Source organism: Arthrobacter sp. ERGS1:01, assembly GCF_001281315.1.
GTDB lineage: Bacteria > Actinomycetota > Actinomycetes > Actinomycetales > Micrococcaceae > Specibacter.
On sequence record NZ_CP012479.1, the window covers coordinates 403,124 to 426,293 of the forward strand.

Sequence of the window (23,170 nt, forward strand, 5' to 3'; positions counted from 1 at the left end):
TGAGCCGTGGAGCGGAAATGGGTCAACTGCGGGTAATCTTGGGAACCGTGGGAACCCTTCGTCAATGCACCCGGTCGGCCTGCCGCGAGTCGGCAGTCGCCACCTTGACGTACGTCTATGCCGATTCCACCGCAGTCCTGGGACCGCTGGCCACTTTCGCCGAACCGCACTGCTACGACCTGTGTGCCAAACACTCCGCCCGGCTGACGGCCCCGCTGGGCTGGGACGTCATCCGCCTGGCACGCTCGGACACACCTCCCGGACCCGGCCCCGATGACCTGCTGGCCCTGGCCGACGCCGTGCGTGAAGCGGCGAAACCCGAGGCCGACGACGTCGCACCCGCCGCCCAGCGCGAACCCCGCGCCTCGCTCGAACGACCCCAGCCGGTACCCGGCCAGGGCCCGAGCCGCACCACGGCCAGCGGCCGCCGTGCCCACCTCCACGTGCTGCGCGACTAAATTCCGCGAACACCGCCTGCGCCATTGCGGGCGCCAAGGCTAGACTGATGCGTCAAGGGCAGCTGCCCTTCGCAACACCGGCAAGGAGAAACAAAAATCATGGCGAAACTCAGTGAAGAGCTCATGGAAGTGCTGCGCTGCCCGGTCACCGGCTCCCGGCTGCACCAGGTGGGCGAGGAACTCCTCAGCACCGATCCCGGACCCGACGGCCAGCCCCTCCACTACCGTATCGACGAGGGAATCGCCCTGCTCCTGCGACCCGAACAGCTGACCGCCTGATCCACACCCCGCTTGAGCCGGTGTGGGCGAGGAACTGCACCGGCATCCCAGCCGTCATTTCCGCCGCATAACGCACAGCAAAGGACAAGCCCATGAGCACCACCACAGGCACCACCCTCAGCACCGCCGACTACAAGGTTGCGAATATTGGGCTGGCGGCGGCCGGCCGGCACCAAATCCGTTTGGCGGAATTTGAGATGCCGGGGTTGATGAGCCTGCGGCGCGAGTATGCGGACAGCCAGCCGCTGCGCGGTGCCCGGATTGCCGGGTCCCTGCACATGACGGTCCAGACGGCGGTGCTCATTGAGACCCTGACGGCCCTCGGCGCGGAAGTCCGCTGGGCCTCCTGCAACATCTTCTCCACCCAGGACGAGGCCGCCGCAGCCGTGGTGGTGGGCGACGGTACCCCCGAGAACCCGCAGGGCGTGCCCGTCTTCGCCTGGAAGGGCGAGTCCCTCACCGACTACTGGTGGACGGCGCAGCAAATCCTCAGCTGGCCCGGCGCCGATGCCGACCCTGCGCTGGGGCCGAACATGATCCTCGACGACGGCGGCGACGCCACCATGCTGGTCCACAAGGGTGCCGAGTTCGAGGCTGCCGGCGCCGTCCCGGCCACCACCGACGCCGACTCGGAGGAGGGCGCGATCTTCCTGGCCGCACTGCGCGAGTCGCTGGCCGCGGATCCGCAGAAGTGGACGCGCATCGCGGCCCAAATCCACGGCGTCACCGAGGAAACCACCACGGGCGTGCACCGGCTGTACCAGCTGGCTGCCGAAGGCAAGCTGCTCTTCCCGGCCATCAATGTCAACGACTCCGTCACGAAGTCCAAGTTCGACAACAAATACGGGATCCGGCACTCCCTGCCCGATGGGCTGATGCGCGCCACCGACGTACTGCTGGGCGGCAAGGTCGCCGTCATTTGCGGTTACGGCGACGTCGGCAAGGGTGCGGCGGAGGCGCTGCGCGGCCAGGGCGCCCGCGTGATCGTCACCGAGATCGACCCCATCTGCGCCCTGCAGGCTGCCATGGACGGCTTCCAGGTGGCCCGGCTCGACTCCGTGCTGGAGCGCGGCGACATCTTCATCACCACCACGGGCGGCCGGGACATCATCCTGGCCGCCGACATGCTGCGCATGAAGAACAAGGCCATCGTGGGCAATGTGGGCCACTTCGACAACGAAATCGACATGGCCGGGCTCGCCAGGGTGCCCGGCGTGGAGAAGGTGGAGATCAAGCCTCAGGTCCACGAATGGGGCTTTGACAAGGGCGCCGGCTCCGAACGCTCCATCATCGTGCTTTCCGAGGGCCGCCTGCTCAACCTGGGCAACGCCACGGGGCACCCGTCGTTCGTCATGTCCAACTCGTTCACGAATCAGGTCATCGCGCAGATTGAAATCTTCACGAAGACCGGCACCGACGAATATGGCAAGGACGTGTACGTGCTGCCCAAGATCCTCGACGAGAAGGTGGCCCGCCTGCACCTGGCCGCCCTGGGCGTGGAACTGACCGAGCTTACGCCCGCCCAGGCCGCCTACCTCGACCTTGACCCCGCCGGCCCCTACAAGCCCGAACATTACAGGTACTAAATCCATGGCAGACATTGAACGCACGGGCCCGCTCAGCCGCAGCCTGCGGGCAGCCAACCCCGGCCCCATGACCCTTGACGGCACCAACACCTACCTCCTGGGCGCGCCCGGCTCCGGCACCGTCGTGGTGGATCCGGGCCCACTCCTGGAGGACCATCTGGCGGCGCTGGCCGCGGCAGGGCCGGTGGAGCTCATCCTCGTGACGCATGAGCATCCCGACCACACGGAGGGCAGCGCCCGGCTCCACGAGTTGACGGGCGCCCCCGTCCGGGCCGCCAGTGCCGATTATTGCCATGGGGGAGAGCCACTGCGCGACGGCGAGGTGATCCGCGCCGCCGGGGTGGAGATCACGGTGCTGGCCACGCCGGGCCACACCGCCGATTCCGTGTGCTTTGTCCTCACGGACCCCGCCTTGAAGGACACTTCCCCGAACGACGGCGCCCCGAACGACGACGCCGGTGCCGTCCAGGTGCTGACCGGCGACACCGTGCTGGGCCAGGGCAGCACGGTCATCTGCTACCCCGACGGCCGCCTGGGCGACTATTTGGCATCGCTGGAGAAGCTGCGGGCCATCGGAGCCCAGGGAGCTCCCGTCACGGTGCTGCCCGGACACGGGCCCGTGCTGCCGGATTTGGCCGCCATCGCCGCCGCCTACCAGGCACACAGGCAGGACCGGCTCGCCCAGGTGCGCGCCGCCGTCGAACTTTTGGAAAAGGACGGCAGGGAGGCAACTGCCGAGTCCGTGACGGCGGAGGTGTACGGGGACGTGCCGGCAAATCTCCAGGGCGCGGCGCAGCTCTCGGTGGAAGCCCAGCTGGACTACTTGCGGGGCGCTACTTCCGCCCCGTGAAGTGCTCCATGGACTTGTAGACGCCAAACACGCGCCCGGCCACCACGTCCCAGGCGGCGATCGGCAGCACCCCGCGCAGGGCCGTGCTCAGCTTTACGGTCCACGGCATCATGAGGATCGGGGTGCCCTCCTTCATGGCCCGCCACACGCGCTCCGTGACGTCGGCCGGTTCCATGAGCGGGGTCAGCAGGGGCCCGCGGGCCCCCTCGAACATGCCCGTCTTGATGTAGGACGGGCAGAACGTGGTCACCTTGATGTGGCCGTGACCGGCCTGCTTCAATTCCAGCCGCAGCGAATCGCTCCAGCCGATCACGGCCCACTTGGAGGACGAATACACGCTCATGCGCGGGTTGGCCAGCAGCCCCGCGGCCGACGCCACGTTGACGATCCGGGACGGCCGGCCGCCGGCGATCATGGCGGGCAGGAACTCGCGGGTGATGTGCATCAGCGCCAGCGAGTTGATGGCCATGGTCGCGGCAATGTCGGTGCGCTGATCGTGCTCCCAAAAGTACTTGCCGCGCACGATCCCGGCGTTGTTGACCAGGATGTCCGGGGTGCCGACGTCATTGCGCACTTTCTCCGCGGCCTCCTCGATCGCCTCGAGCCGGCTCACATCCACCACGTAGCTGTGGATCTGCGAGCCGCAGCCGTCTAGTTCCGCAACGGCCTGCTCCAGGAGCTCGGCATTCACGTCCCACAGGACCACGTGCGCGGCATGGTCGCGGACGGCCAGCTGGGCGTACATCTTGCCCATGCCCATGGCGGCGCCGGTGATCAGGACGCTCGTGCCGGCCAGGGATTCCAGGGTGCCGTTCATTGCAGTGCCTCCGGTGCTGTGGGGATGGTTTCATCGGGGATGGGTGCTGTGGGGATGAGTTTGCCCGGGTTCATGATTCCTTCGGGGTCCAGGGTGCGCTTGATCCCGGCCAGGACCTTGACGCCAAGCTCGCCGATCTCGGCGCCCATATACGGCGCATGGTCGGTACCGACGCCGTGGTGGTGCGTGATGGTGGCGCAGGCCGCAACGATTGCTGCCGACGCCGCGGCCTTGACGCGGGTGTATTGCGCAAGTCCGTCCGCCTCGAGCCCGGCCAGGAACGTGAAGTACAGCGAGGCGCCGTCGGAATAGACATGGGAAATGTGCGTCTGGACGAACGCGGCCCCGCCCTTGGACTCGAGGGCGGTGAGGATGGCCCGGCGAACGCTGGTGTACGTTTCCTCGAGCCGGCTCCACGTGGCGGCCGTTTCCAGCGTCTCCACGAAGACCCCGCGACTCAGCAGCTCATCGCGCAGGTACGGGCCGGCGAACCGGCCGTGTTCCCAGGACCTTCCGGGCAGCGGGCCGAGCGGGATGCCGCCGGCCCGGCGGAGGAGCCGCGCGCTGCGCCGCATGCGGGCCCGCGCCTGGCGTCCGTCGCCCTCCCAAACAAAGAGTGCCAGCGCCGGATTCCTTTGGCCGCGAAGCGCAAGGTAGCGGGCCAGGGCGCCGGTCTTCCAGCCGCCCAGCTTGAACGTCGACGCCGTTTCATCCGTGTCGCTCAACCGGCACACGTGCGGCATGTCGCCCCGGCCGCCGTCGTGCCGGAGCTTTCGCAGGGCCTGCGCGCCGGCCTCAAAGGACGGGAAGGACCAGGCGCCATAGACCTTCTCCGCCGGGGCGGGGGACACCTTGAGCGTTGCGCTCGTGATGACGCCCAGGGCGCCCTCGCTGCCGACGACGACGTCGAGCAGCTTGGGTCCGGCGGCGGTACCGGGGGCGGGCGAGCCGGCGTCGAACGGGCCTGCCGGGGTTTCCAGGTGCACGGCCTTGACCAAGTCATCTGAGCGGCCGTAGCCGGTGGAGGCCTGGCCCGCGGAGCGGGTGGCCACGTAGCCGCCCAGGGTTGCCTCCTGGTGGCTTTGCGGAAAGTGGCCCAGCGTGAAGCCGTAAGGGGCCAGGGCCGCCTCGATGGCCGGGCCGCGGATGCCGGCCTCAAAACTGGCCGTGCGGGAGACGGGGTCAACGTGCAGCAGGCGGTTCATGCGGCGCAGGTCGAGGGTGATGACGCCGGCAAAGCGGCCGCGCAGCGGTTCCACCCCGCCCACCACCGAAGTTCCGCCGCCAAAGGCCACCACGGCAAGCTGCCGTTTCACGCACAGGGCCAGGATTTGCCCCACCTCCCCGCTATTGCCGGGAAAGACGACGGCATCGGGGGCGTCCAGCGCGTCCCCGCTGCGGCGGCGCAACAGGTCGGGGGTGCTCTTGCCGCCCGCGTGGAGGATGCGTTCCGTGCGATCCGTGGCGACGTTCTCGGGGCCCGTAATGGCGGCCAGTTCCGCCAGGACGGCGTCGTCGAGAGTGGCGGGGCCCAGCCGTACATCCGCAAGGCTGACGGGCGGGTGGTTTACCGCTACGGCGTCCAGCCGGAGCGTGCGGCGCAGGAACTCCAGGGCGCCGCGACTCAGTGGCCGCGCGCGGGCGGGGTCGCCCCAGCCATACCAAACGGACCGGGGGACTTCTTCTGTGAGGTGGGTCACCATGAGATACAGTGTGACATATGACGTCACAACGTACCACCGGCCATTCCGACAACAGCGCCCACGCCGACAGCATCGCCCAGGCTGACGAGAAGGTGCTCGCCGCCACGCGGGACGCCGTGGTGCTGCACGGGGTCCGGCGCACCACGGCCAACGACATCGCCGAGCGTGCCGGAATCTCCCGCATGACCTTCTACCGGCGCATGGGCTCAGTGGAGAACGCCGTGCTGGCCACCCTGACTCACGAGTTCCGCAGCCATGCCGGCAGCATGCGCTCGGACATGCCCGCCGGATCGGGGCGCGAACGCCTGGTGCACTTTGCCGTCGAGAGTGTGCGCGTGTTTGCCACCTCGGAGCTGATCGCCTCGATTGCCGAGCGCGACCCCGAGTTCCTGATCCCGTACGTGACGGACCGGTTCGGGGCCAGCCAGCAGATCATCCTTGAGCAGTTGCGCGGGCTGCTCGACGACGGCGTCGCGGACGGCAGCGTCGAGGCCTCGGACGGCTCCGCCATCACGCTGCTGCTGGCGCTGCAGGGCGTGGCCCTGTCCTCGCGGGTGCTGCTGAAGATGGACACTTTCGACGGTGCCCTGGCGGAACTGCGGAAAATGCTGGAACGCTACCTCACGCCGCCGGGCGCCGAATTTTCAGAATCGAGTTCGACAGGTTCGGGAGCGAAAGGATAATGGCATGAGCGTGCCAAATCCCAGCTGGATCAACGACGCCACCCGCCGGCGCTCGCTGGAGCACGTGGCCGGGCACACCGTGGACGTGGCGGTGGTGGGTGGCGGCATCACGGGGGCCGGGGTGGCGCTGGATGCCGTGAGTCGGGGTTTGAGCGTGGTCCTGGTGGAGGGTGATGACTTCGGCTCGGGGACCAGCGGCTACAGCTCCAAGCTCATCCACGGCGGCCTGCGGTACCTGGCCAAGATGGACTTCGCGGTGGCGTGGGAATCGGCTATGGAGCGGCGCTGGCTCATGGACAGGATCGCCCCGCACCTGGTGCACCCGCTGGGATTCGTCATTCCGGATGCCCGCAGCGCCGCGCAGTGGGAGGCCGCGGCCGCGGGTGCCGGCGTCGTGATCTATGACGTGCTGCGCCGGCTTTCCGGGCTGCGCGGGCGGGTGCTGCCCAGACCCCAACTGCTCTCCAGCCAGGCGGTGGCCGCCCTGGTGCCCGCCCTGGACGCTGATGCCCTGCGGCGCGGCATCCTGTATTGGGACGGACAGGTGGTGGACGACGCCCGGCTGGTGTTGGGCGTGGTGCGCACTGCCGCCGGATTGGGGGCGCATGTGCTCCGCGATGTGAAGGCCACTTCATTGACGGACGCTATGGTCTCCGCTGTGGACACCCGGACGGGGGAGCCGGTGACGGTGGCGGCGCGTGTAGTGGTCAACGCGACCGGCGTGTGGGCGGCCGACTTTGAGCCGAAGCTGACGGTGACGCCCAGCAGGGGCACGCATCTGGTGGTCCGGGCGGAGCGGCTGGGCAACCCGCACGCCGCGCACACAGTGGCCGTGCCGGGACACTTTGGCCGGTACGTGTTTGTGCTGCCGCAGCCCTCCGGCGTCGTGTACATAGGGCTGACGGATCAGGAGGACCACAGCGCCGACGGACACTACCCGCTGGTTCCCGCGCACGACGTCGACTTCCTCCTGGACATTGTCAACGCGACCCTGGCGGTTCCGCTGACGCGTGATGACGTGGTGGGATCATTCGCGGGGCTGAGGCCCCTCGTGGAGGCCGCGCACGACGACGGCCCCGGCGGTACCGCCGACATCTCCCGCAGGCACCTGGTCACGGATGTCCCGGGTGCTCCCATCACTGTTGTGGGCGGGAAGATGACCACCTACCGGCGGATGGCGCAGGACGCGGTTGATGCCGTGACTGCGCGGCTTGGCGTCGAGGCCCGGTGCCGCACCAGGAAACTCCCGCTGGTGGGCGCCGCATCCGCGTCTGAGCTGGACGCCGTTGATGCGCCGGCCCGGTTGGTGGGGAAATACGGCACCGACGCCGCCGAGGTCCTGGCGTTGGGGCGGCTGGATCCGTTGCTGGCCGCGCCCCTCTTTGAGGGAACTGAAATTACCGGCGCCGAATTGTTGTTCGCGGTGCGCGCCGAGGGAGCGTCGACTGTGGAGGACCTGCTGGAGCGGCGCACCCGGCTGGCGTTCGTCCCAGCCGACGCGGAGAGGGCCCGTGCCCGGGCCGGGGAAATCCTGGCGCTCGCGGGTGCGCCGTCGTTTTATGAGGGAGCAGCCGGATGAGTCGCCGCGCGGTTTAATTAACTTCGGCACGGATATCTGCGCGCGGGCAATGGAGTTGAGTTCTTGGTTTGCAAGAAAGGCTTGTCGGGAGCCATTGGCGAGGATCCAAAAGCTGAGAGTCTCCCCTTGCTGGGGCGCTTCATTCCAAGGACCGGGTTCGGGATAGGAGATTTGAAACGTTTGGCTCGTCCCATTCCTATCGAAGGCCTGGAGGCTCAGCCGAGTTGTCCTTTTGGGGCGCAGACTGACAAGTTCAACTTCGGTGGTTAGTTGTCTCCAGGGTTCGTTCTCAACTAAGGCCCGGAGATTCCGGTACGTGGATGTGACGACCCAAAGCACTCAGCCCGCGAATGACGGAAACACTGCGAAAACAAAGAAGTAGAGAACATCAAGACTCCTCCGGTATCCATCGAGGCCAACGATGACGACCCTGCTGGGGTCTGCTGGGCTAACACTGACGACGACTGCCGATCCTGGAATAGGGAGCTCCGTGCTGTCTGTCGCCGGATCGTAGGTGGCGGTGTGCAGCTGGCTGGCAAGGGTAAAGCTCACATTCAGATCGCAATGGGCGCCACGGGTGGAGTAAAAGTGCCGGCTGGTCACGGTTGCCGGTACTGTGACGTGTCCATGCCAATAGGGGTGGGTGCTTTGCACGATCGCGATTGCCGAAATGACTACTGCAAAGGCGAAAAAAGAAGTTGTTATGACCCTGAGCTGTCCTAGTCTTCGGCGGAGCGGCAGGTCTTTCCACACTGGTGGTTTGACGGTCGTGCGTCCATCGGATCGCAACCGCACAGACTTGGTGAGTTGAACGAATTCCGGCTTCATTGTCCCCTCATCGCAGTCGTGCAGTTGTGCAATTTTTCGGCCAGCCAATCTCCCAAAATCGCCGATATTTCCGTCAATTGCGGGCCAACTGTCGCAGCGTTCCCATCCACGCCTCATGTCCGTTGTGAAATTCGCCGTCACATGTAGCGATGGATTGTAAGGATGTAGGCAAGCAGGAAGAAGTACCCCGTCGAATAGACAAGTGTGTAGGGCCATCGCGTTTTCCTCAGCTCGTCATTTGGCACACTCCGGCGCCCTGCAGGGGTGGAGAATGCCGTTCTCAGATCTTGCGCCATTACCCGATAGAGGAACAATGGAGATAGGAACAGCACTGCCGCAGTGGACCCAAAGGCCGGCACTCCAACGAATCCGTTGATGACTGGCACCGCCGCTGCCCAGAGACCCAATGCGGCATTTGTGAAGACGTTGATGAGTCCAAAAACCCGGTCCATCCTTGAGCCCCGCTTGAGGGGGTGGCGGAACCTGCCCCAGTGCGCTGCCGAAAGCCCCACCAACCCGGCGAAAACATAAGATGTCCAGCTGGTCATTTGGCGGATTCCCTCGAGAAGTTTAGGCACCTTGTCGTATCTGGAGCGATCCAGGCAGCCACGATTGTCGAAAGGCCTCACCATGGCCGAATGCAATGGCAGCGTTATAGGTACCTTGCCCGAGCCTAGTACTTTGGCATGCGCGGGTGGAGTGCACGCCAAGCAGCTCCAGTTCCGACGTTTAGTGCCTAATTACCAGGGGCCGCTCCGCTCAAGTAGCGGTCGGGCGTCCCCGACCTAGGAATGGAGCAGGAACCGGGCCACGATGTAGAAGGCAAAATCGACGACTCCAAGGATCATGCCTGCAATGGCGAGCCCGCGCCCGCGCAACCCTTTGTCCCTGGCGTTCCGGAAACCTATCCCGGAGAGGGCAGTAGCGAGCGGACCGGCCATGGCGAAGACAATCAGCCCGACTATTCCGACGATAAATCCTGCAATGGCGGCCTTGCTGAATGGCGCGCGGTTCTGCAGGCGGGGGAGTTGTAGTGGAGCGTTCACGTACTCGGACGGCCAGCCATTTTCAGGTCGTTGGGGGACGTTTGTCATTTCTTCTGCTCATTTCCGTCAAGGATGTGCCGTGAGCCTACTTCATTTATATTATTCAGGTCCATAGACCGCGAATCATCTTTCGAGGTGAACTTCGAGGTTCTGTAATATCGACCGTTTTTATCACCGTGTTTCCAGCCCGGTTTGAATGCGCAATGTCCTGGGTTCTCCTAACAACACGTTTTTTTGGGACGTTGCCCGCCGACACCTTCGCATCCTTGGTGCAGCCTTGGTGGTGACCGTATGAATCCGGTGAATTTGCTGATCGCACAAGATGGCGTGAGAGCTCGGTGAATGAAATGTTTGGGGACACCCAATGCCGCAGTGGTTACCCAATCGCAACCGGCCCACGGCGTCACTTGGCCCGGAATCACGGGGCAGTACCGTAAAATTGAGGCTTAGCCGCGTGCTGCGCACCGGCCTCCACCGTGGAATAAGTCCACCGAATTGGGAGTATGGATGCCTGAGTTGGATTCAACCAAGAAGCCTCGCCGGGGCTGGAAGATTGCCGTCATTTCCGTCGTTGCGGCAGTCATTGCCGTTGGCGGCGTTGGTGCGGCGACTGCCACCACCTGGAAGCCGGCCGCGGATGCGCTCGTCGGCTCCTCCTTGGCCACGCCGACGGCGGCTCCCACCACCGAGGCTCCCGCGCTGCCCGTTTCGATGACCCTGGCACCGAAGACCGGGGCCACTTTGGTGAACCCCGCGGACCAGGTGGTGGCCGAAGTCAAGAACGGCACCATCTTCAACGCAGTGCTCAAGGAAACCGCAACGGGCGAGAGCACTGACGGTGAACTCTTCGTCAGCGGCAGCAAATGGATCGCTTCCAAGCCGCTGAAATTCAACACGGACTATACGCTGGACGTCACCGCTGTCGATGACAACGGCAAGCAAAGCAACCAGGTCAGCACCTTCACCACGGTGTCGGAAGCCAACGAAGCCGACATGTGGATGTACCCGGCCAACGACTCCACCGTGGGTGTGGCCCAGCCTCTGGAATTCCACTTCAGTGAGCCGGTGACCAACAAGACCGCCGTCGAAAAGGCCATCAAGATCAGCTCCGCCACCGGCCAGAAGGGTGCCTTCCACTGGTACTCGGACACCATGGTCCGTTACCGCGCCGCAGAGCACTGGCCGGCCAACACCAAGCTCAAGGTAGACATCAACCTGTTTGGCGTCGACTATGGCAACGGCCAGATCGGCAATTTCAACAAGACCAACACCATCAACATTGGTGACAAGGTGGTCATGGAGGCCGACGCGACCGCCCACATCGTCCACATTTACGTGAACGACAAACTCACCAAGACGTTCCTTGCCTCCATGGGTGACGAGCGCTTCCCCTCCGCTGCCGGTTACCTGGTGCTCACGGCCGACAAGCAGCGCTTCGCAACCTTCGACGCCTCCACCATTGGCTTGAAGCCCGGGGATCCTGCCTACTACGGCAAGCTCGACGTCGAATACGCCACGCGCCTGGCCAACAGCGGCATCTTCATCCACCTGGCAGCCCCCGTCGCGATCCCGTACCTGGGCAAGGTCAACCTCTCCCACGGCTGCATCGGCCTGGACCGAGAGGGCGCCTCCTGGGTGTTCAACAACATGAAGCCCGGCGACCTCGTCCACACAGTTGGCACGCCGGACCCAACCAACACGATTGCCCCCACCGACGGATTTGGCGACTGGAACATCCCGTTCGCCGAGTACGCGCACCGGTAGGTAACCGAGCGGTTTGAGGCCGTGGATGCCGTAGCATCGGGCTATGATCACGCATCTTGCCGGCCTGTGGGTTGACGCTCCGCTGGCCTTTTGGCTCGCACTCCTTGCCGGGCTGTACTTCGTGGTGATGGCGGTTTGGCTGGCCGTCATCGACATCAAGCACCAGCTGCTGCCAAACCGGATTGTGTTCCCATCGGCGGCGATTGCCGGCGTGCTTCTGATCCTGGCCGCGCTGGTGGCGGGCGACATCGGCGCAGCCGTTCGCACTGTACTTGGGGGAGCGGTGCTTTGGGCCATTTACGTGGTGCTGCGGCTCGTTTACCCGGCCGGCATGGGTTATGGGGACGTAAAGCTCGCCTTTGTGCTGGGCCTGTACCTGGGCTACATCAGTTGGTCGGCGCTCCTTTGGGGCACATTCCTTGCATTTCTGCTTGGCGCAATGTGGGGGATCGTCCTATTGATTTCACGCAAAGGCACCGGCAAGACACAAATCCCGTTTGGGCCTTTTATGCTTGCCGGTGCGTTTATTTTGTTGGCAATTAATTAGAAACCAACAAAAGCAAATCAGGTCTAACGGCTCATCACACCGCCAGGTGAGAAGATGGCAATAATGTTGATGACTGCTGGTCCCATGATGACGATGAAAAGCGTCGGGAAAATGAAGAACAGCAGGGGGAACAATACGAGGACAGGCAATTTCATGGCCTTTTCTTCGGCCCTTTGACGCCGCCCAACCCGCAACTGCTTGGCCTGCGTTCGTAGCACCTTGGCGATGCTGATCCCGTAAATGTCTGCTTGGACCACGGCACGTACAAAACTCTTAAGCTCAGGAACAGTTGTTCGGTCGGCAAGCGCCTGATAAGACTCACGGCGTGGACGGCCCATCTGCATATCCTGAAGGGTGCGTGTCAGTTCCTCTGCCATCGGTCCCTTGCCGTTCAATGCCGCCCTGGCCATGGCGCTTTCGAATCCCAAACCAGCCTCGACAGCGATCAGCATTTGGTCCAGAGTGTCAGGCAGCTCAAGTTGAATGGACTGTTGCCGTTCCTGACCCTTGCTGTAAATCAGCAAGTCTGGAATGAAGTAGCAGAGCGCGGTGAGGAATATCGCCAAGAAGACCATAGAGGCTCCCGGCCTAATGGCAATGAACAGTAACCCGACAGCCGCTGCCGCCATCGCTAGCAACGGCTTGGCCATGAGAAGGCGTGGAAGCGGAATGCTTGCCGGTCTACCAGCCCGGGCCAGGAGTTTGTCCAGCTTGGCAACGTAGGCAGCCGGAGTGATCCGGTGTGCAATTGCCAGCCAGCTACGGTCGCTGAAGGCGGGAGCTGACTGCCCTGGAGCGTTTGTCCGCCCAAGGTTGTTTCGGATAATAAGTAGCGACTTGGAGTCGACACTTACAAATGACCAGACGAGATAACCAATCGGCAAAACGATGATCGCTATGAAGATCAGGGGAAGCACAGACATCTTGACCATTTCCTCTCAGAACTTGATCTGGACAATTTTGCGCAACCACAGGCTGCCGATAATCATCATCACGACTCCCATACCGAGCATCACCCAGCCGACCAAGTGGCTTGTCAGGGCACTCAAATATTGCGGGTTGACCAACATCAGCATTAGGACCATGCCGAAAGGGAGGGCTACCAGGATGATGGCGGAAAGTCGCCCCTCAGCACTCAGCGACTTCACCTGGGCTTTGATTTCCCCACGTTCACGAATTGTCTCGCCGACGTGATCGAGCACCTCAGCGAGGTCCCCGCCTACCTCACGATTGATCTGCACAGCCTGGGTGATCCAGGAGAAGTCGTCGCTCTTCATGCGGATGGCCGTGTCGGCAAGGGCTGCTTCCAAATCGCGGCCGATCCTGACCTCGTTGACCACTCGGGCGAATTCCTCAGACGATGGCACAGCGGCTTCCTTTGCCGCGGCGTCAATGGCGGCCAGTACACTGTGGCCGGCACGCAATCCGCCTGTGAGCAGTAAGAGATTGTCGCTAAGTTGCTTATCAAACTTGGCCCGTCTGCGGTCCGCAAGCAAAGCCAATGCCAGCCAACCGAGCACAGGAGTCACTATCGCGAGGATAACGGCGAGCCCGACCCCAGCCAGGACAAGACCGAGAAGTGCCATTACGCCGGTGGCTGCGATCATAATTATGAGGAAGTTTGACGGCGGAATCCGCAGGCCCGCTTCTTCGAGCCGCTTAGGGCTGTACGGACCGCCGCCAATTGATTTGTCCAGGGCCGCTACCGTGGAATCCGTGATGGAAGACAGAGCGGACTTGTTCGAATCCCCGAATGGACGTCGCCGTTCCTGCGGAATGGCTGAGCGCCACGGCCTGACAACAACAAATAGCAGGACCCAAATTGCCGCACCACAGAGTACAAAGCCGATTATCGGCACAATGACCGGCATGGCTACCTCCTCCCCGTAGGTTGGGTTCGAGTTCCAAATATGTTTGCGGGTACTTGGATTCCAACTTCGGCGAAGTGGTCCACAAATCGGGGCCGCACGCCGGTCGGAATTGGCTTGCCCAGGAACCTGCCTGTCGCATCCACCCCGGCAGAATAGTCAAAGACGAAAGCGTCCTGGAGGGTGACAATGTCCCCTTCCATCCCTTGAACCTCGGTGATGTGTGTAACGCGCCTAGTTCCGTCACGGAGCCGGGTGAGGTGGACAATTAGATTGACTGCTGAAGCGATCTGTTCACGTACTGCACGCAAGGGAAGATCCATGCCGGCCATCAGCACCAAGGTTTCCAATCGCGAAATGGCATCGCGCGGTGAATTTGCGTGGACGGTGGAAAGTGAACCGTCGTGGCCGGTATTCATGGCCTGAAGCATGTCCAATGCTTCACCCCCACGGACCTCTCCGACCACAATCCGATCAGGTCTCATACGCAATGAGTTTCGTAGAAGGTCGCGGATGGAGACTTCGCCGCGACCCTCGATATTGGACGGACGACTTTCCAACCTCACAACATGTCGTTGCTGAAGCTGAAGCTCCACGGCATCCTCAATCGTGACGATCCGGTCCTCGGCCGGCAAAAAACTCGAGAGCACGTTTAGCAGGGTGGTCTTGCCGGTACCCGTACCTCCCGTCACCAGGATGTTCAACCGGGCACGCACACAAGCATCGAGTAGCACGGCCATATCTGGAGTTAGTGTTCCGAAATCAGCCAGATTCTGGACCGTCAAGGGCACCCGGCTGAACTTGCGGATAGTGAGTGAAGGACCGCTAACGGCCAGTGGCGGAATGATCGCGTTAACGCGAGAACCATCCTCGAGCCGGGCATCAACCATGGGTGACGACTCATCAATTCGGCGCCCGACCTTGGAAACAATTCGTTCGATCACTCGACGGAGGTGGGTCTCGGTGGCAAATCGTGAGTCAGTTAGCGAAAGCTGCCCGCCGCGTTCAATGTAGATCTGGTCAGGCCTATTGACCATGATTTCAGTAACCGTGTCGTCGTCCAGGAAACGCTGAAGTGGTCCGTAGCCAAGTACATCATCACCGATTTCCCGAATCAAGCGGCGGCGTTCTTCGGGAGTCAGCGGGACCTGCTCTTCATCAATGACCTGACTGAGCTCTTCCCGTGCGGAATTGCGAAGATCTTCTTCCGAAAGGTTGGGGTCGGTCAGCCGAGCGCCCATTCGTTCGAACAATGCCTCGCCTGCACGTTGCTTAAGGCCAGCGAGCGCAGTGCCGGCACTTCCGGCAGCCGGGGAGTCCGAGGATCCGAGGACCTGACTTCCTGGAATTCCCAAGATCGAAGGCCTGGGAGTCTCGTGGTTCGGGGACAGCCCCCTCGCCACGTTGAGCCGATCAGAGAGGTTCACGACACCACGACCCTTCGGTGGAGTTGCTTCCGCATGTGAGAGCTCACCTCTGGTTCAAACCTCTCAACCAGCTTGCGAAGGTTCTTGCTTGCTGGGCTGCGCGGCCCCTCTTGGAGGAGGGGGACCCCCTTATTGGTTGCAAAAGGCAGTGCGGATGAGAGTGGGATGACTACGTCCACGGGAACTCGAATAGTTGCTTCGATGTCCTGGATGTTGAGTCCGGCATGACGGTTGGCAAAGTTCAGTACAACATGACGCCCCTGGGGAATCAGGCCCAGCTCATGCAGTACTCCGAGTCCGTTGCGCAAACCTTTGATGCTTGGAATGTCCATTCCCACAACCCACACCGCATCCGTCGCCTGCTCAAGAGTTGCGAGTGCGAGTTCGCCGAGGCCCGGTGCGGTGTCAACAATGACGTATTTGAACTCCGTAGCCAACTGTGCGATTAGGTAGCTGATGTGATCGGCCGTCACGAGGTCGGCTTCGTTCGGGTTGCTTGGCGCGCAGAGCGCATAAACCCCTCCCGAATGAACCGTGAGGAAGGCTTTCAGCACCATGGCGTCATGTGCGGCTGCGCCGGTGACTGCATCCACCAGAGTGTGCTCGGGACTCAGCGAAAGCGCAGACGCGACGTCGCCAAACTGGACGTCCAGATCCACGATAACCACGCTCATTGGTGCGACTTTTCCTAAGCCCATAGCCAAATTGGTAGCCACGGTCGTCTTGCCAACACCGCCCTTAGGGGACATGACCGCAATGACCCGGCCCGTCTCGTGCTCGGAATTGCCTTGAACGGACAGGCCCCGGCGTCTGCCGGCTGATGACAAGCATGCCCGTTCCAACATAACGCGGATGGTAGGCGTGTCGGCACCCGGGCTGACGATGTCGCGGATCCCGGAACGCATAGCGGTCAGGACAAGGTCAGGTGAGGAATCTGCCGCCAAGATCACGCTGACTTCGGGGAATTGGAGATCCATGACCGTCGCTAACTTAAGTGCTTCGTCAGTGGATACCCCTGGGCCGAGAAGAACCACCTCGGGTGGCTCTGCCGGGTCAATATGCATGATGTCGTGGGGAGCGCCGTTGATAGCAGATTCCGGGAGTCTCTGTACGCTTCCGTGGAGACCATCGGATACTGCCAGACGAACACGCTGCTCAAAGTCTGTGGAGGTCGTAATGATGATGAAGCGGCTCATTTCAACACCTGATCCTTATGCAGTGTATCCACCGGTGCTGTGTTGGAATCAGCATTTTCCTTCGACAAGTAGATTTTGCCGAACTCCACAGCGTGGACCGTCTTGGTTGCATCGGTCCCGGACTGTGCCAAGGTGACAAAGATTTGGCCGCCTGAAGCCGGAGCTTGGGCTTGTTGAGTTGCGCCGTTGGACTGGGTGGAGGTCCCTGTGCTGGTTCCAACTTTGGTGACCAGAACCTTGTGGAATTGCAATTTTGTAGCAGGATTGTCCGAGGTGCCGGGGGCGACGCCGGCGTTATAGGAAATGAAGATGCCGACCGTGTCCCCGGCTTTGAGATTTCCACCCAAGACCCGTTCCGGATCCAGCTTGAGGGTTATCTCTTCCATTCCTTTGGGAACGCTGGCCTGATTTGGAGTGGCCAGGCTCTGTGGCTCGACCAAGCGTGCAGACAACAACTGCTCTCCAGGGACAAGGGCCACGGCCGCAACTTTGCCGGCGAATCCAGACAAATCTTTGACGGAACCTGAAACCACTGCTCCTTGGGGAAGAGTCTGAAGTTTTACGAGGGAGGCCATTTGTTCAACTGTCGTTCCGGCGGCAATGGGTTGTTGGACTACCAGTACCTCGGATGGGTTCAACCCGGCTTGGGCGCGGCTGTCAGCCGCTCGAACGTATGTGGAAAGGAGGACAGCACCAACGATGACTAGCACCAGCGCCAAGACGCCCCCCAGAAGGCGTGTTTTCAACTCATTCTCCTAGACTATTTGATCAATCTGATTGTTGTGCTTGGTGAACCAGGCTGCATTGCTATGTAGTCGGTTATGGAGACGTAATGCGTGAAATAGCCGTATAACCCGCGACAATTGTTTCCCCCGTTGCAGGCCGGCGGAGTGATGCCGTCGTAATTCGGCGGGTTGAAATGATACCCGGTTAGGTAAAAGGCGGCGAATCCGGCGATTGTGTACTGTGCGTTATTTCCACCCTGACCCAGTGATCCGGAAAAAATCGGAATGAGCATTTCCTTGCCGATGCCATTAGAGAAGATGTTTGCGCAGGCGCTTATTCCGAGAACTTTATTTGAACTATTTCCGGTCCACCCTTGAACAATGTAGGGCGCTGAAGACGAGACGGCCTGGCACCCTGAGCCGACAACTTCTAGCCACCCAAACCCTCCGCTGGCATAGCCATGGGTACCGTCACATCCGGCGTAGTTGGCGTTGGTATCTGACCGTATGTAGATGACTGTCTTTGACGGGTCGACCGAGAAGTTTCCAGTGCTATTGAGTGCCGTTTTTTGGGTTGGCGTCAGCAAGTCCTGTAGCGCACAACTTCCAACGCTCCATGGGATGGTTGTCAAAGTCGCGGGGGCGGGCCAAGTGGCCGTCGCCGTTGCCGGCACCGATGCACTTCGAATGCCGAAAATACTGGCGAACATGAGCTGGACACCGTTTGGGTTGGATACGCTCTTGCTGGAAACATTCACTTTGACTGTCCGATTCACCAGGTCCACAGTCACACTGTTGGTATTTGTCTTCCCATCGTTGGCATTGGCATTTGCCAATGGTGCAGCGGCGGAAGAAGGATTTCCACACCCGTTTGATGTGGTGGATTTGGCGCAGTCATAGGCCACAGCCAGGGCCGCGGAATCGGCGCCGTTCTGCAGTTGTGCGCGCTCTGCGTAGAGCATGCCCACATCGACGGAAATGGCCGCAAATCCAAGGAGCACGACCATGAGGATTGCCGTGACTACTGCCGTGGCTCCGCGCTCATTTTCTTGGGATTTTCCCTTGTAGCCAATAACTAACCGCCGCATTGCATGACTCCAATACCCGTGATTTGCGGTGCGCTAAAAGGAAGGAAGTTTATGAGCCAGCCCTTCACTGCGAGCACCTTGACTGTCACCGTGGTGCCGGCAGCGCAGGCGCCGCCAGCGCTGTATGTGACGCTGATCGGTTTGACCATCCTCAGCGATGGTGCGGCTGAAGTGGCTGCGCCTTCGATTGCTGAATAGCCAAAACCGGAATCAGAGTAGTGAACTGCGGCATAGCGGGCTCCCTCGCGGGCTGCGTTGCTGGCCGAGATTTGCTGATTGAAGAGATATCCAAAGTTCATGATGCCCATGACCAGCAGAAGAAGAACGGGCACTATGAATGCGAATTCAACTGCCGCGGCACCGCGTTCCGAATTGCTGCGAAACATTGTCTCTTCCCCTCCTAGATCAGAAAGCCGGTGAGGCGGCTCCAGCCGTGGCTGGAGCCGCCTGGGGGTGGATTGTTACGGAGCTGCGGTGCCGCCGAGTGCGACGACAACCTGATTGAAAATTCCCTTGAGCTGGGTGCCCAGAAGGGTGACGGCCCCGATGATGACCACGGCGATGAGGAATACCATGATGCCGTATTCAACGGCAGTGGCTCCCTTTTCGCGGTCTTCGCTCGTGAAGCGGTCGACCCCGGCGATGAACAGAGTCTGCAGGGTCACATACATCTTCAACATTTCAAGTTCCTACTTTCAGAAAGGTATTCGAATGACCAAAAAGGGTGGCTTACCTTTGGCAGCGTTGCCAAGGTTGGTGCGCCTATTTCGGTTCTTGCCCCCGGTAAGAATGTTCCCCCGGTTGAGAACAACTAAACACCCGGCGCCAAGGCTGCCTCTAGAGTTGTCAACACTCTAATTTTTGGCACACGGAATTTCATCACCGAATCCCTTAAAACAAAGGCGGTATGCGCTTTCCCAAAATAGAGTGGTGAAGTTTTTTGACAGAATTTCAAGCGCGGACGCTCGCTACTCGGTTGTGATCCGCCGGCTACTTGGTATGAGTGTTTTCGTCACGCGAGTTAAGTACCTAGAAGTCAGGGGCGGCTGGACGGGTCGCGGTGACGGTGGGTGATTGTCGGCGAAGTTGAGGCAATGACGAGGCGCAGTCGAGTGATCTCTAGAACACCTGATCTAAATTGTCTGCTGTAGCTGGGGCGTGGCTCCACCTGTGGGCACTACATCGTTCTAATTGCCGACATTCACAGTGCCAGAGGCGACGGTTCAGCCAGTGGTGGCGCCACGCTCGCCATTACCCAGGCGGGTCCTGGCGGCAGCGGCGATTGCGGACAATGACTCGTGGAGCTTGAGCATGTCGTAACCTTTCCGTGCAACGCTTCCCCCGCGTGTAGCGATGGCCAACACCCAAGTGGCCCGATGTTTGCCAGTCAACACCAGAAGGACACCCCAAAATAGAGTGGTCACCACTCTATTTTGCGTAGTCGCGCAGAACGCCAGGCCTACTTTTGCCCCACGCCGTGGGAGGCGAGCCGGCTGTGCACCCGGCCGGCCTGCTCTGCCGCGGCGGTGAGCCGTTTGAACTCGCGGTCGCGCCGCTCCGAAATCAGGGCAGCGAGGAACACCTCGGCCGGCGTGCCATACGGGGGCTGGGGCGCCACATATGCACTGGCCTCCATGGCCAGGCTGGTGCCCATGGCTGCCCGCGAGGCCGGCGCCATCGCGGAGCCCTGCCGCAGGAACACCGAGATCCGGCGGGCCAGGGGGTCGGGCAAGCGGCCAATGTCAACAAGCCGCGCCCACGGTGCCAGCGCGGGCACCACGGAGACCTGCAGCGGCTTTGGCTCCGGCGCCCGGTCGCGGATCGCGTAGGTGCCGGCCAACATGTCCCCGAGCCGCTTGGACTTGTCATTGAACAGGGACGCCAAGAACGCCACCGAACCCAGCGACATGTAGATCTCAAAGAAGCCCAGCAACCCGCGGATCAGAGCCTGCCGGAACCGGACGGATCCGCCGTCGTCGCGCACTATCCGCAAACCCATGGCGAGCTTGCCCAACGACTTGCCCCGCGACAACGACTCCACCGTGATGGGCAGCACCACCAAAATGCCCACCAGTGTCACCAGGAAAAGGGTCTTCGCGGCGGCCGAATCAGTCAGGGCCGGAATGGCGCTGACCGTGAGGACGGCGCCAATCACGAGGGCCATGGTGACCGCCACGTCGATGAGCGCGCCCAGGGACCTTGCGGCAAACGACGCCGGCCGCAGTTCCAGGACAACGGCTTCACCAGTGATAATCGCGGACATAAAAACAGTCTAGCCACAGCCCATAAAAGCCCGCCCTGCGCGGCGCTTCCCACCCCGTCCGCCGCGAGAATACCGCTAAGCTGGCGGTGTGGATCTGGACGCGTATACGGCAGTGCACCGCCCGCAATGGGAGCGGCTGGCCGCGCTTGCCCGGAAACGCCGGCTCAACGGCAGCGAAGCGGATGAGCTCCTGGAGTTATACCAAAGCGTCTCCGCCCAGCTGTCCCTGATCCGTTCCGTGGCGGCCGAGAGCGCGTTGTCGGCGTCGTTGTCCGCCGTCCTGGCTAACGCCCGCACCCGGTTCACCGGCGCAAAATCCAACGTCTTCGCCGACGTGGCCCGGTTCTTCGTCATCTCCCTGCCGGCCGCGTTCTACCGCTTGCGCTGGCTGACAATCATTGTGGGCGCAGTTTTTGTGGTGATCAGCGGGCTGTTTGCGCTGTGGACGGCCGGGAACCCGGGCGTTCTGGCGGCCATGGGCGGCGACGCGAGACTGCAGCAACTGGTCAACCACGACTTCGTCGACTACTACTCGGAAAATCCGGCCGCCTCCTTTGCCGGCTCCGTCTGGACCAACAACGCCTGGATCGCCGCCCAATGCGTCGCCCTGGGCATCACAGGCGTCTTTGTCCCTTATTCACTGTTCATGAACGCCCAAAACACGGGCATCGTGGCCGGGGTGATGTTTGCCTACGACCGCGGCGACGTCTTCTTCAGCTACATCCTCCCGCACGGCCTCATGGAACTGACGGCCATCTTCATCGCCTCCGCCGCCGGTCTTCGCATCTTCTGGTCCTGGGTGAGCCCGGGCCCGCGCAGCCGCCTCGACTCGCTGGCCCGTGAGGGGCGCTCCCTGGTGACGACCGCCGTCGGACTGGTCTTTGTACTGTTCATCTCCGGCCTGGTGGAAGCGTTCGTCACGCCCAGCCCGCTGCCCGTCTGGCTCAAGCTCACCATCGGCTCCGGGGTGCTGGCCGCGTACTGGAGCTACACGCTGGTGTTGGGTCGCCGGGCCGTGCTGGCGGGGGAGACCGGCGACCTCGACGCGGACGACGCCGGGGCTGCCGCGATTTCCGTCTGACCCCCGGATGGGGTGCTGCCCGGGTACAGCTGGGGTGTGCCTGTGAAGGTGGTGTCAGTTTCATATCGACGCGGGGTGGCAGCGTCCCGGCGGTGCGGCTCACCGGTAGTCTTCAACCGTGAGCGAGAACCAGAATCCGGCAGAGGCCGCCAGCACCCCCGACAGTCCCGGGACCCCCGCCGTAACACCTGCCCTCCCGCAGGAATCCGGCACCTCCAAGATCAAGGTCGAGGCGCCCGCCGACGGCAGCAAGCCCGAACCCATGCGCCCGGCCGGCAGGCTCCCGAAGCTGCCCTCGGACGCCGAACTGGACACCGGCGCTGCACCGGCGGCAGTTGAAACGGCAACTCCAGAGACAAACTCCGCGGCAACCCCTGTGGCAACCCCGGCGACCCCCGAACCCGCCCCCGAGCCGGAAGTCATCGTGGAAGCTTCGCCCACCACGATGCTGCAGATGCGCCCGCCGCAAGACGAGGTTGCCAAGCGTCTCGCTGCCCGCGAGCAGGCAGCCAACACCAAGCCGGTGCTGCCGCGCGTTTTCCAGGTACTGCTCGCCGCGTTCTACCCGATTGTGCTGCTGGTGCTGTCCATCCGCCTCGTCACCACGTCCGTCTTCCTTTGGGTGGAATACCACCGCCCCGGATTCCCTGCCGACTCCTTCGGATTCAGCACCGACGACCGGGTCACCTATGGTTCCTACACCGTCGACTACCTGCTGAACTTTGCCGGGCCCCGTTATTTGGGGGATCTGGTGAATTCCCAGGGCAACCCGCTGTTCCTGGCCCGCGAAGTGGCGCACATGGCCGACGTCAAGCACCTGATCGACCTGGCATTCATCCTGGGCACCGTGCTGGCCATCGGCATGATCATCGCGATGGTCTACCTGTCCCGCCGCAGCGTGGGTGGGGTGCGGCGCGGGCTGTTTGCCGGCTCCATCGCCACCCTGGTGCTGATCATCGGGCTCGGCGTCCTGGCACTGATGGGCTGGGAGCAGTTCTTCACCGACTTCCACGAGATGTTCTTCGCCAACGGCACCTGGACGTTCTACACCGACGACACACTGATCCGGCTGTTCCCCAGTGATTTCTGGTCCGACGCCGGCATCTTCATCGGAGCGTTCGTCCTGGTGGTGTCCTCGCTGACCCTGGCCTTCACCTGGCCCACGAAGGACCGCCGCAAGGCCTCCGCCCGGGCCAAGCACCCGGGCCGCCGCGCCGCGGCCGTCTGACACCTGGCTTCACGCTCAACAAACGTTCGACGCCGGTCCCAAGGGGCCGGCGTCGAACGTCTTTAAGGGGGAACCGCCACGGCCCCATTTGTTCCACGGGTGACGACGGACGCCGCCGGCACGCGACATGCAGGGGCGCTGCCGCCCGCACCGC

The 23,170-nt window shown here is 62.4% G+C and carries 24 protein-coding genes; 10 read left to right on the plus strand and 14 right to left on the minus strand.

The annotated features are described in order from the left end of the window. The first annotated feature begins 47 nt into the window (after positions 1-47). The 4 genes from AL755_RS05840 to AL755_RS05855 all read left to right on the plus strand — a co-directional run bounded on the left by AL755_RS05840 (position 48) and on the right by AL755_RS05855 (position 3,173). Positions 48-458, plus strand: a complete 411-nt coding sequence (locus AL755_RS05840) for a DUF3499 domain-containing protein (protein WP_054012891.1) — start codon at positions 48-50, stop codon at positions 456-458. A gap of 99 nt (positions 459-557) precedes the next feature. Next, positions 558-737: a hypothetical protein gene (locus AL755_RS05845; RefSeq protein ID WP_054010201.1), complete on the plus strand. Its 180-nt coding sequence runs from the start codon at positions 558-560 to the stop codon at positions 735-737. Positions 738-829: 92 nt separating this feature from the next. Continuing rightward, the gene (gene ahcY, locus AL755_RS05850) at positions 830-2,323 is read left to right on the plus strand and encodes an adenosylhomocysteinase (protein WP_054010202.1); all 1,494 of its coding nucleotides are present in this window, start codon (positions 830-832) and stop codon (positions 2,321-2,323) included. A 4-nt stretch (positions 2,324-2,327) separates the two neighbouring features. Further along, positions 2,328-3,173 (plus strand): MBL fold metallo-hydrolase, encoded by an 846-nt coding sequence (locus AL755_RS05855; protein WP_054010203.1) that lies wholly within the window; start codon positions 2,328-2,330, stop codon positions 3,171-3,173. Here AL755_RS05855 and AL755_RS05860 read toward each other — a convergent pair. Beyond that, entirely contained in the window at positions 3,157-3,990 is an 834-nt protein-coding gene (locus AL755_RS05860; RefSeq protein ID WP_054010204.1) for an SDR family oxidoreductase, read from the minus strand. The two genes, AL755_RS05855 and AL755_RS05860, sit on opposite strands and share 17 nt — an antisense overlap. Beyond that, positions 3,987-5,693: an FAD-binding oxidoreductase gene (locus AL755_RS05865; RefSeq protein ID WP_054010205.1), complete on the minus strand. Its 1,707-nt coding sequence runs from the start codon at positions 5,691-5,693 to the stop codon at positions 3,987-3,989. Before AL755_RS05865 ends, AL755_RS05860 begins: the two co-directional genes overlap by 4 nt. 17 nt (positions 5,694-5,710) lie before the next feature. Between AL755_RS05865 and AL755_RS05870 the strand changes: the two genes are divergently transcribed. After that, positions 5,711-6,376 carry a TetR/AcrR family transcriptional regulator gene (locus tag AL755_RS05870; RefSeq protein WP_054010206.1) on the plus strand — a complete coding sequence of 222 codons (666 nt, stop codon included), beginning with the start codon at positions 5,711-5,713 and terminating at the stop codon, positions 6,374-6,376. A gap of 4 nt (positions 6,377-6,380) precedes the next feature. Then, the gene (locus AL755_RS05875; RefSeq protein WP_054010207.1) at positions 6,381-7,955 is read left to right on the plus strand and encodes a glycerol-3-phosphate dehydrogenase/oxidase; all 1,575 of its coding nucleotides are present in this window, start codon (positions 6,381-6,383) and stop codon (positions 7,953-7,955) included. Between the two features lie 339 nt (positions 7,956-8,294). Here the strand turns inward: AL755_RS05875 and AL755_RS23185 are convergent, their stop codons facing one another. From AL755_RS23185 to AL755_RS05885, 3 genes are all read right to left on the minus strand, one after another. Beyond that, complete coding sequence (locus tag AL755_RS23185; protein ID WP_150117052.1) at positions 8,295-8,783, minus strand: hypothetical protein; 489 nt, start codon at positions 8,781-8,783, stop codon at positions 8,295-8,297. Positions 8,784-8,920: 137 nt separating this feature from the next. Continuing rightward, positions 8,921-9,331: a hypothetical protein gene (locus AL755_RS05880; RefSeq protein ID WP_150117053.1), complete on the minus strand. Its 411-nt coding sequence runs from the start codon at positions 9,329-9,331 to the stop codon at positions 8,921-8,923. 237 nt (positions 9,332-9,568) lie between these two features. Beyond that, positions 9,569-9,877 carry a DUF4190 domain-containing protein gene (locus AL755_RS05885; protein WP_054010209.1) on the minus strand — a complete coding sequence of 103 codons (309 nt, stop codon included), beginning with the start codon at positions 9,875-9,877 and terminating at the stop codon, positions 9,569-9,571. A gap of 459 nt (positions 9,878-10,336) precedes the next feature. Here AL755_RS05885 and AL755_RS05890 point away from each other — a divergent pair, with 459 nt between their 5' ends. Further along, positions 10,337-11,593, plus strand: coding sequence for an Ig-like domain-containing protein (locus AL755_RS05890; protein ID WP_054010210.1), 1,257 nt, complete (start codon positions 10,337-10,339; stop codon positions 11,591-11,593). A 43-nt stretch (positions 11,594-11,636) separates the two neighbouring features. Further along, complete coding sequence (locus tag AL755_RS05895) at positions 11,637-12,140, plus strand: prepilin peptidase (protein WP_054010211.1); 504 nt, start codon at positions 11,637-11,639, stop codon at positions 12,138-12,140. A gap of 23 nt (positions 12,141-12,163) precedes the next feature. Here AL755_RS05895 and AL755_RS05900 read toward each other — a convergent pair whose 3' ends face one another. The 9 genes from AL755_RS05900 to AL755_RS05935 form a co-directional block, all read right to left on the minus strand. Next, positions 12,164-13,063, minus strand: a complete 900-nt coding sequence (locus AL755_RS05900; RefSeq protein ID WP_054012892.1) for a type II secretion system F family protein — start codon at positions 13,061-13,063, stop codon at positions 12,164-12,166. 15 nt (positions 13,064-13,078) lie between these two features. Continuing rightward, complete coding sequence (locus AL755_RS05905; RefSeq protein ID WP_054010212.1) at positions 13,079-14,011, minus strand: type II secretion system F family protein; 933 nt, start codon at positions 14,009-14,011, stop codon at positions 13,079-13,081. Between the two features lie 2 nt (positions 14,012-14,013). After that, positions 14,014-15,435, minus strand: a complete 1,422-nt coding sequence (locus AL755_RS05910; RefSeq protein ID WP_054010213.1) for a CpaF family protein — start codon at positions 15,433-15,435, stop codon at positions 14,014-14,016. Continuing rightward, complete coding sequence (locus tag AL755_RS05915; RefSeq protein WP_054010214.1) at positions 15,432-16,631, minus strand: AAA family ATPase; 1,200 nt, start codon at positions 16,629-16,631, stop codon at positions 15,432-15,434. Before AL755_RS05915 ends, AL755_RS05910 begins: the two co-directional genes overlap by 4 nt. Then, complete coding sequence (gene cpaB, locus AL755_RS05920) at positions 16,628-17,377, minus strand: Flp pilus assembly protein CpaB (protein WP_054010215.1); 750 nt, start codon at positions 17,375-17,377, stop codon at positions 16,628-16,630. Before cpaB ends, AL755_RS05915 begins: the two co-directional genes overlap by 4 nt. A gap of 14 nt (positions 17,378-17,391) precedes the next feature. Then, positions 17,392-18,444 (minus strand): pilus assembly protein TadG-related protein, encoded by a 1,053-nt coding sequence (locus AL755_RS22310; RefSeq protein ID WP_082368949.1) that lies wholly within the window; start codon positions 18,442-18,444, stop codon positions 17,392-17,394. After that, entirely contained in the window at positions 18,432-18,830 is a 399-nt protein-coding gene (locus AL755_RS05925; RefSeq protein ID WP_054010216.1) for a TadE/TadG family type IV pilus assembly protein, read from the minus strand. Before AL755_RS05925 ends, AL755_RS22310 begins: the two co-directional genes overlap by 13 nt. Before the next feature lie 75 nt (positions 18,831-18,905). Further along, positions 18,906-19,124, minus strand: coding sequence for a Flp family type IVb pilin (locus AL755_RS05930; RefSeq protein WP_054010217.1), 219 nt, complete (start codon positions 19,122-19,124; stop codon positions 18,906-18,908). A gap of 779 nt (positions 19,125-19,903) precedes the next feature. After that, positions 19,904-20,707, minus strand: coding sequence for an RDD family protein (locus tag AL755_RS05935; protein ID WP_054010218.1), 804 nt, complete (start codon positions 20,705-20,707; stop codon positions 19,904-19,906). Between the two features lie 88 nt (positions 20,708-20,795). Here AL755_RS05935 and AL755_RS05940 point away from each other — a divergent pair, with 88 nt between their 5' ends. After that, positions 20,796-21,788 (plus strand): stage II sporulation protein M, encoded by a 993-nt coding sequence (locus tag AL755_RS05940; protein WP_192841652.1) that lies wholly within the window; start codon positions 20,796-20,798, stop codon positions 21,786-21,788. Positions 21,789-21,906: 118 nt separating this feature from the next. Beyond that, positions 21,907-23,016, plus strand: a complete 1,110-nt coding sequence (locus tag AL755_RS05945; protein WP_054010219.1) for a TIGR01906 family membrane protein — start codon at positions 21,907-21,909, stop codon at positions 23,014-23,016. Positions 23,017-23,170 lie beyond the last annotated feature (154 nt).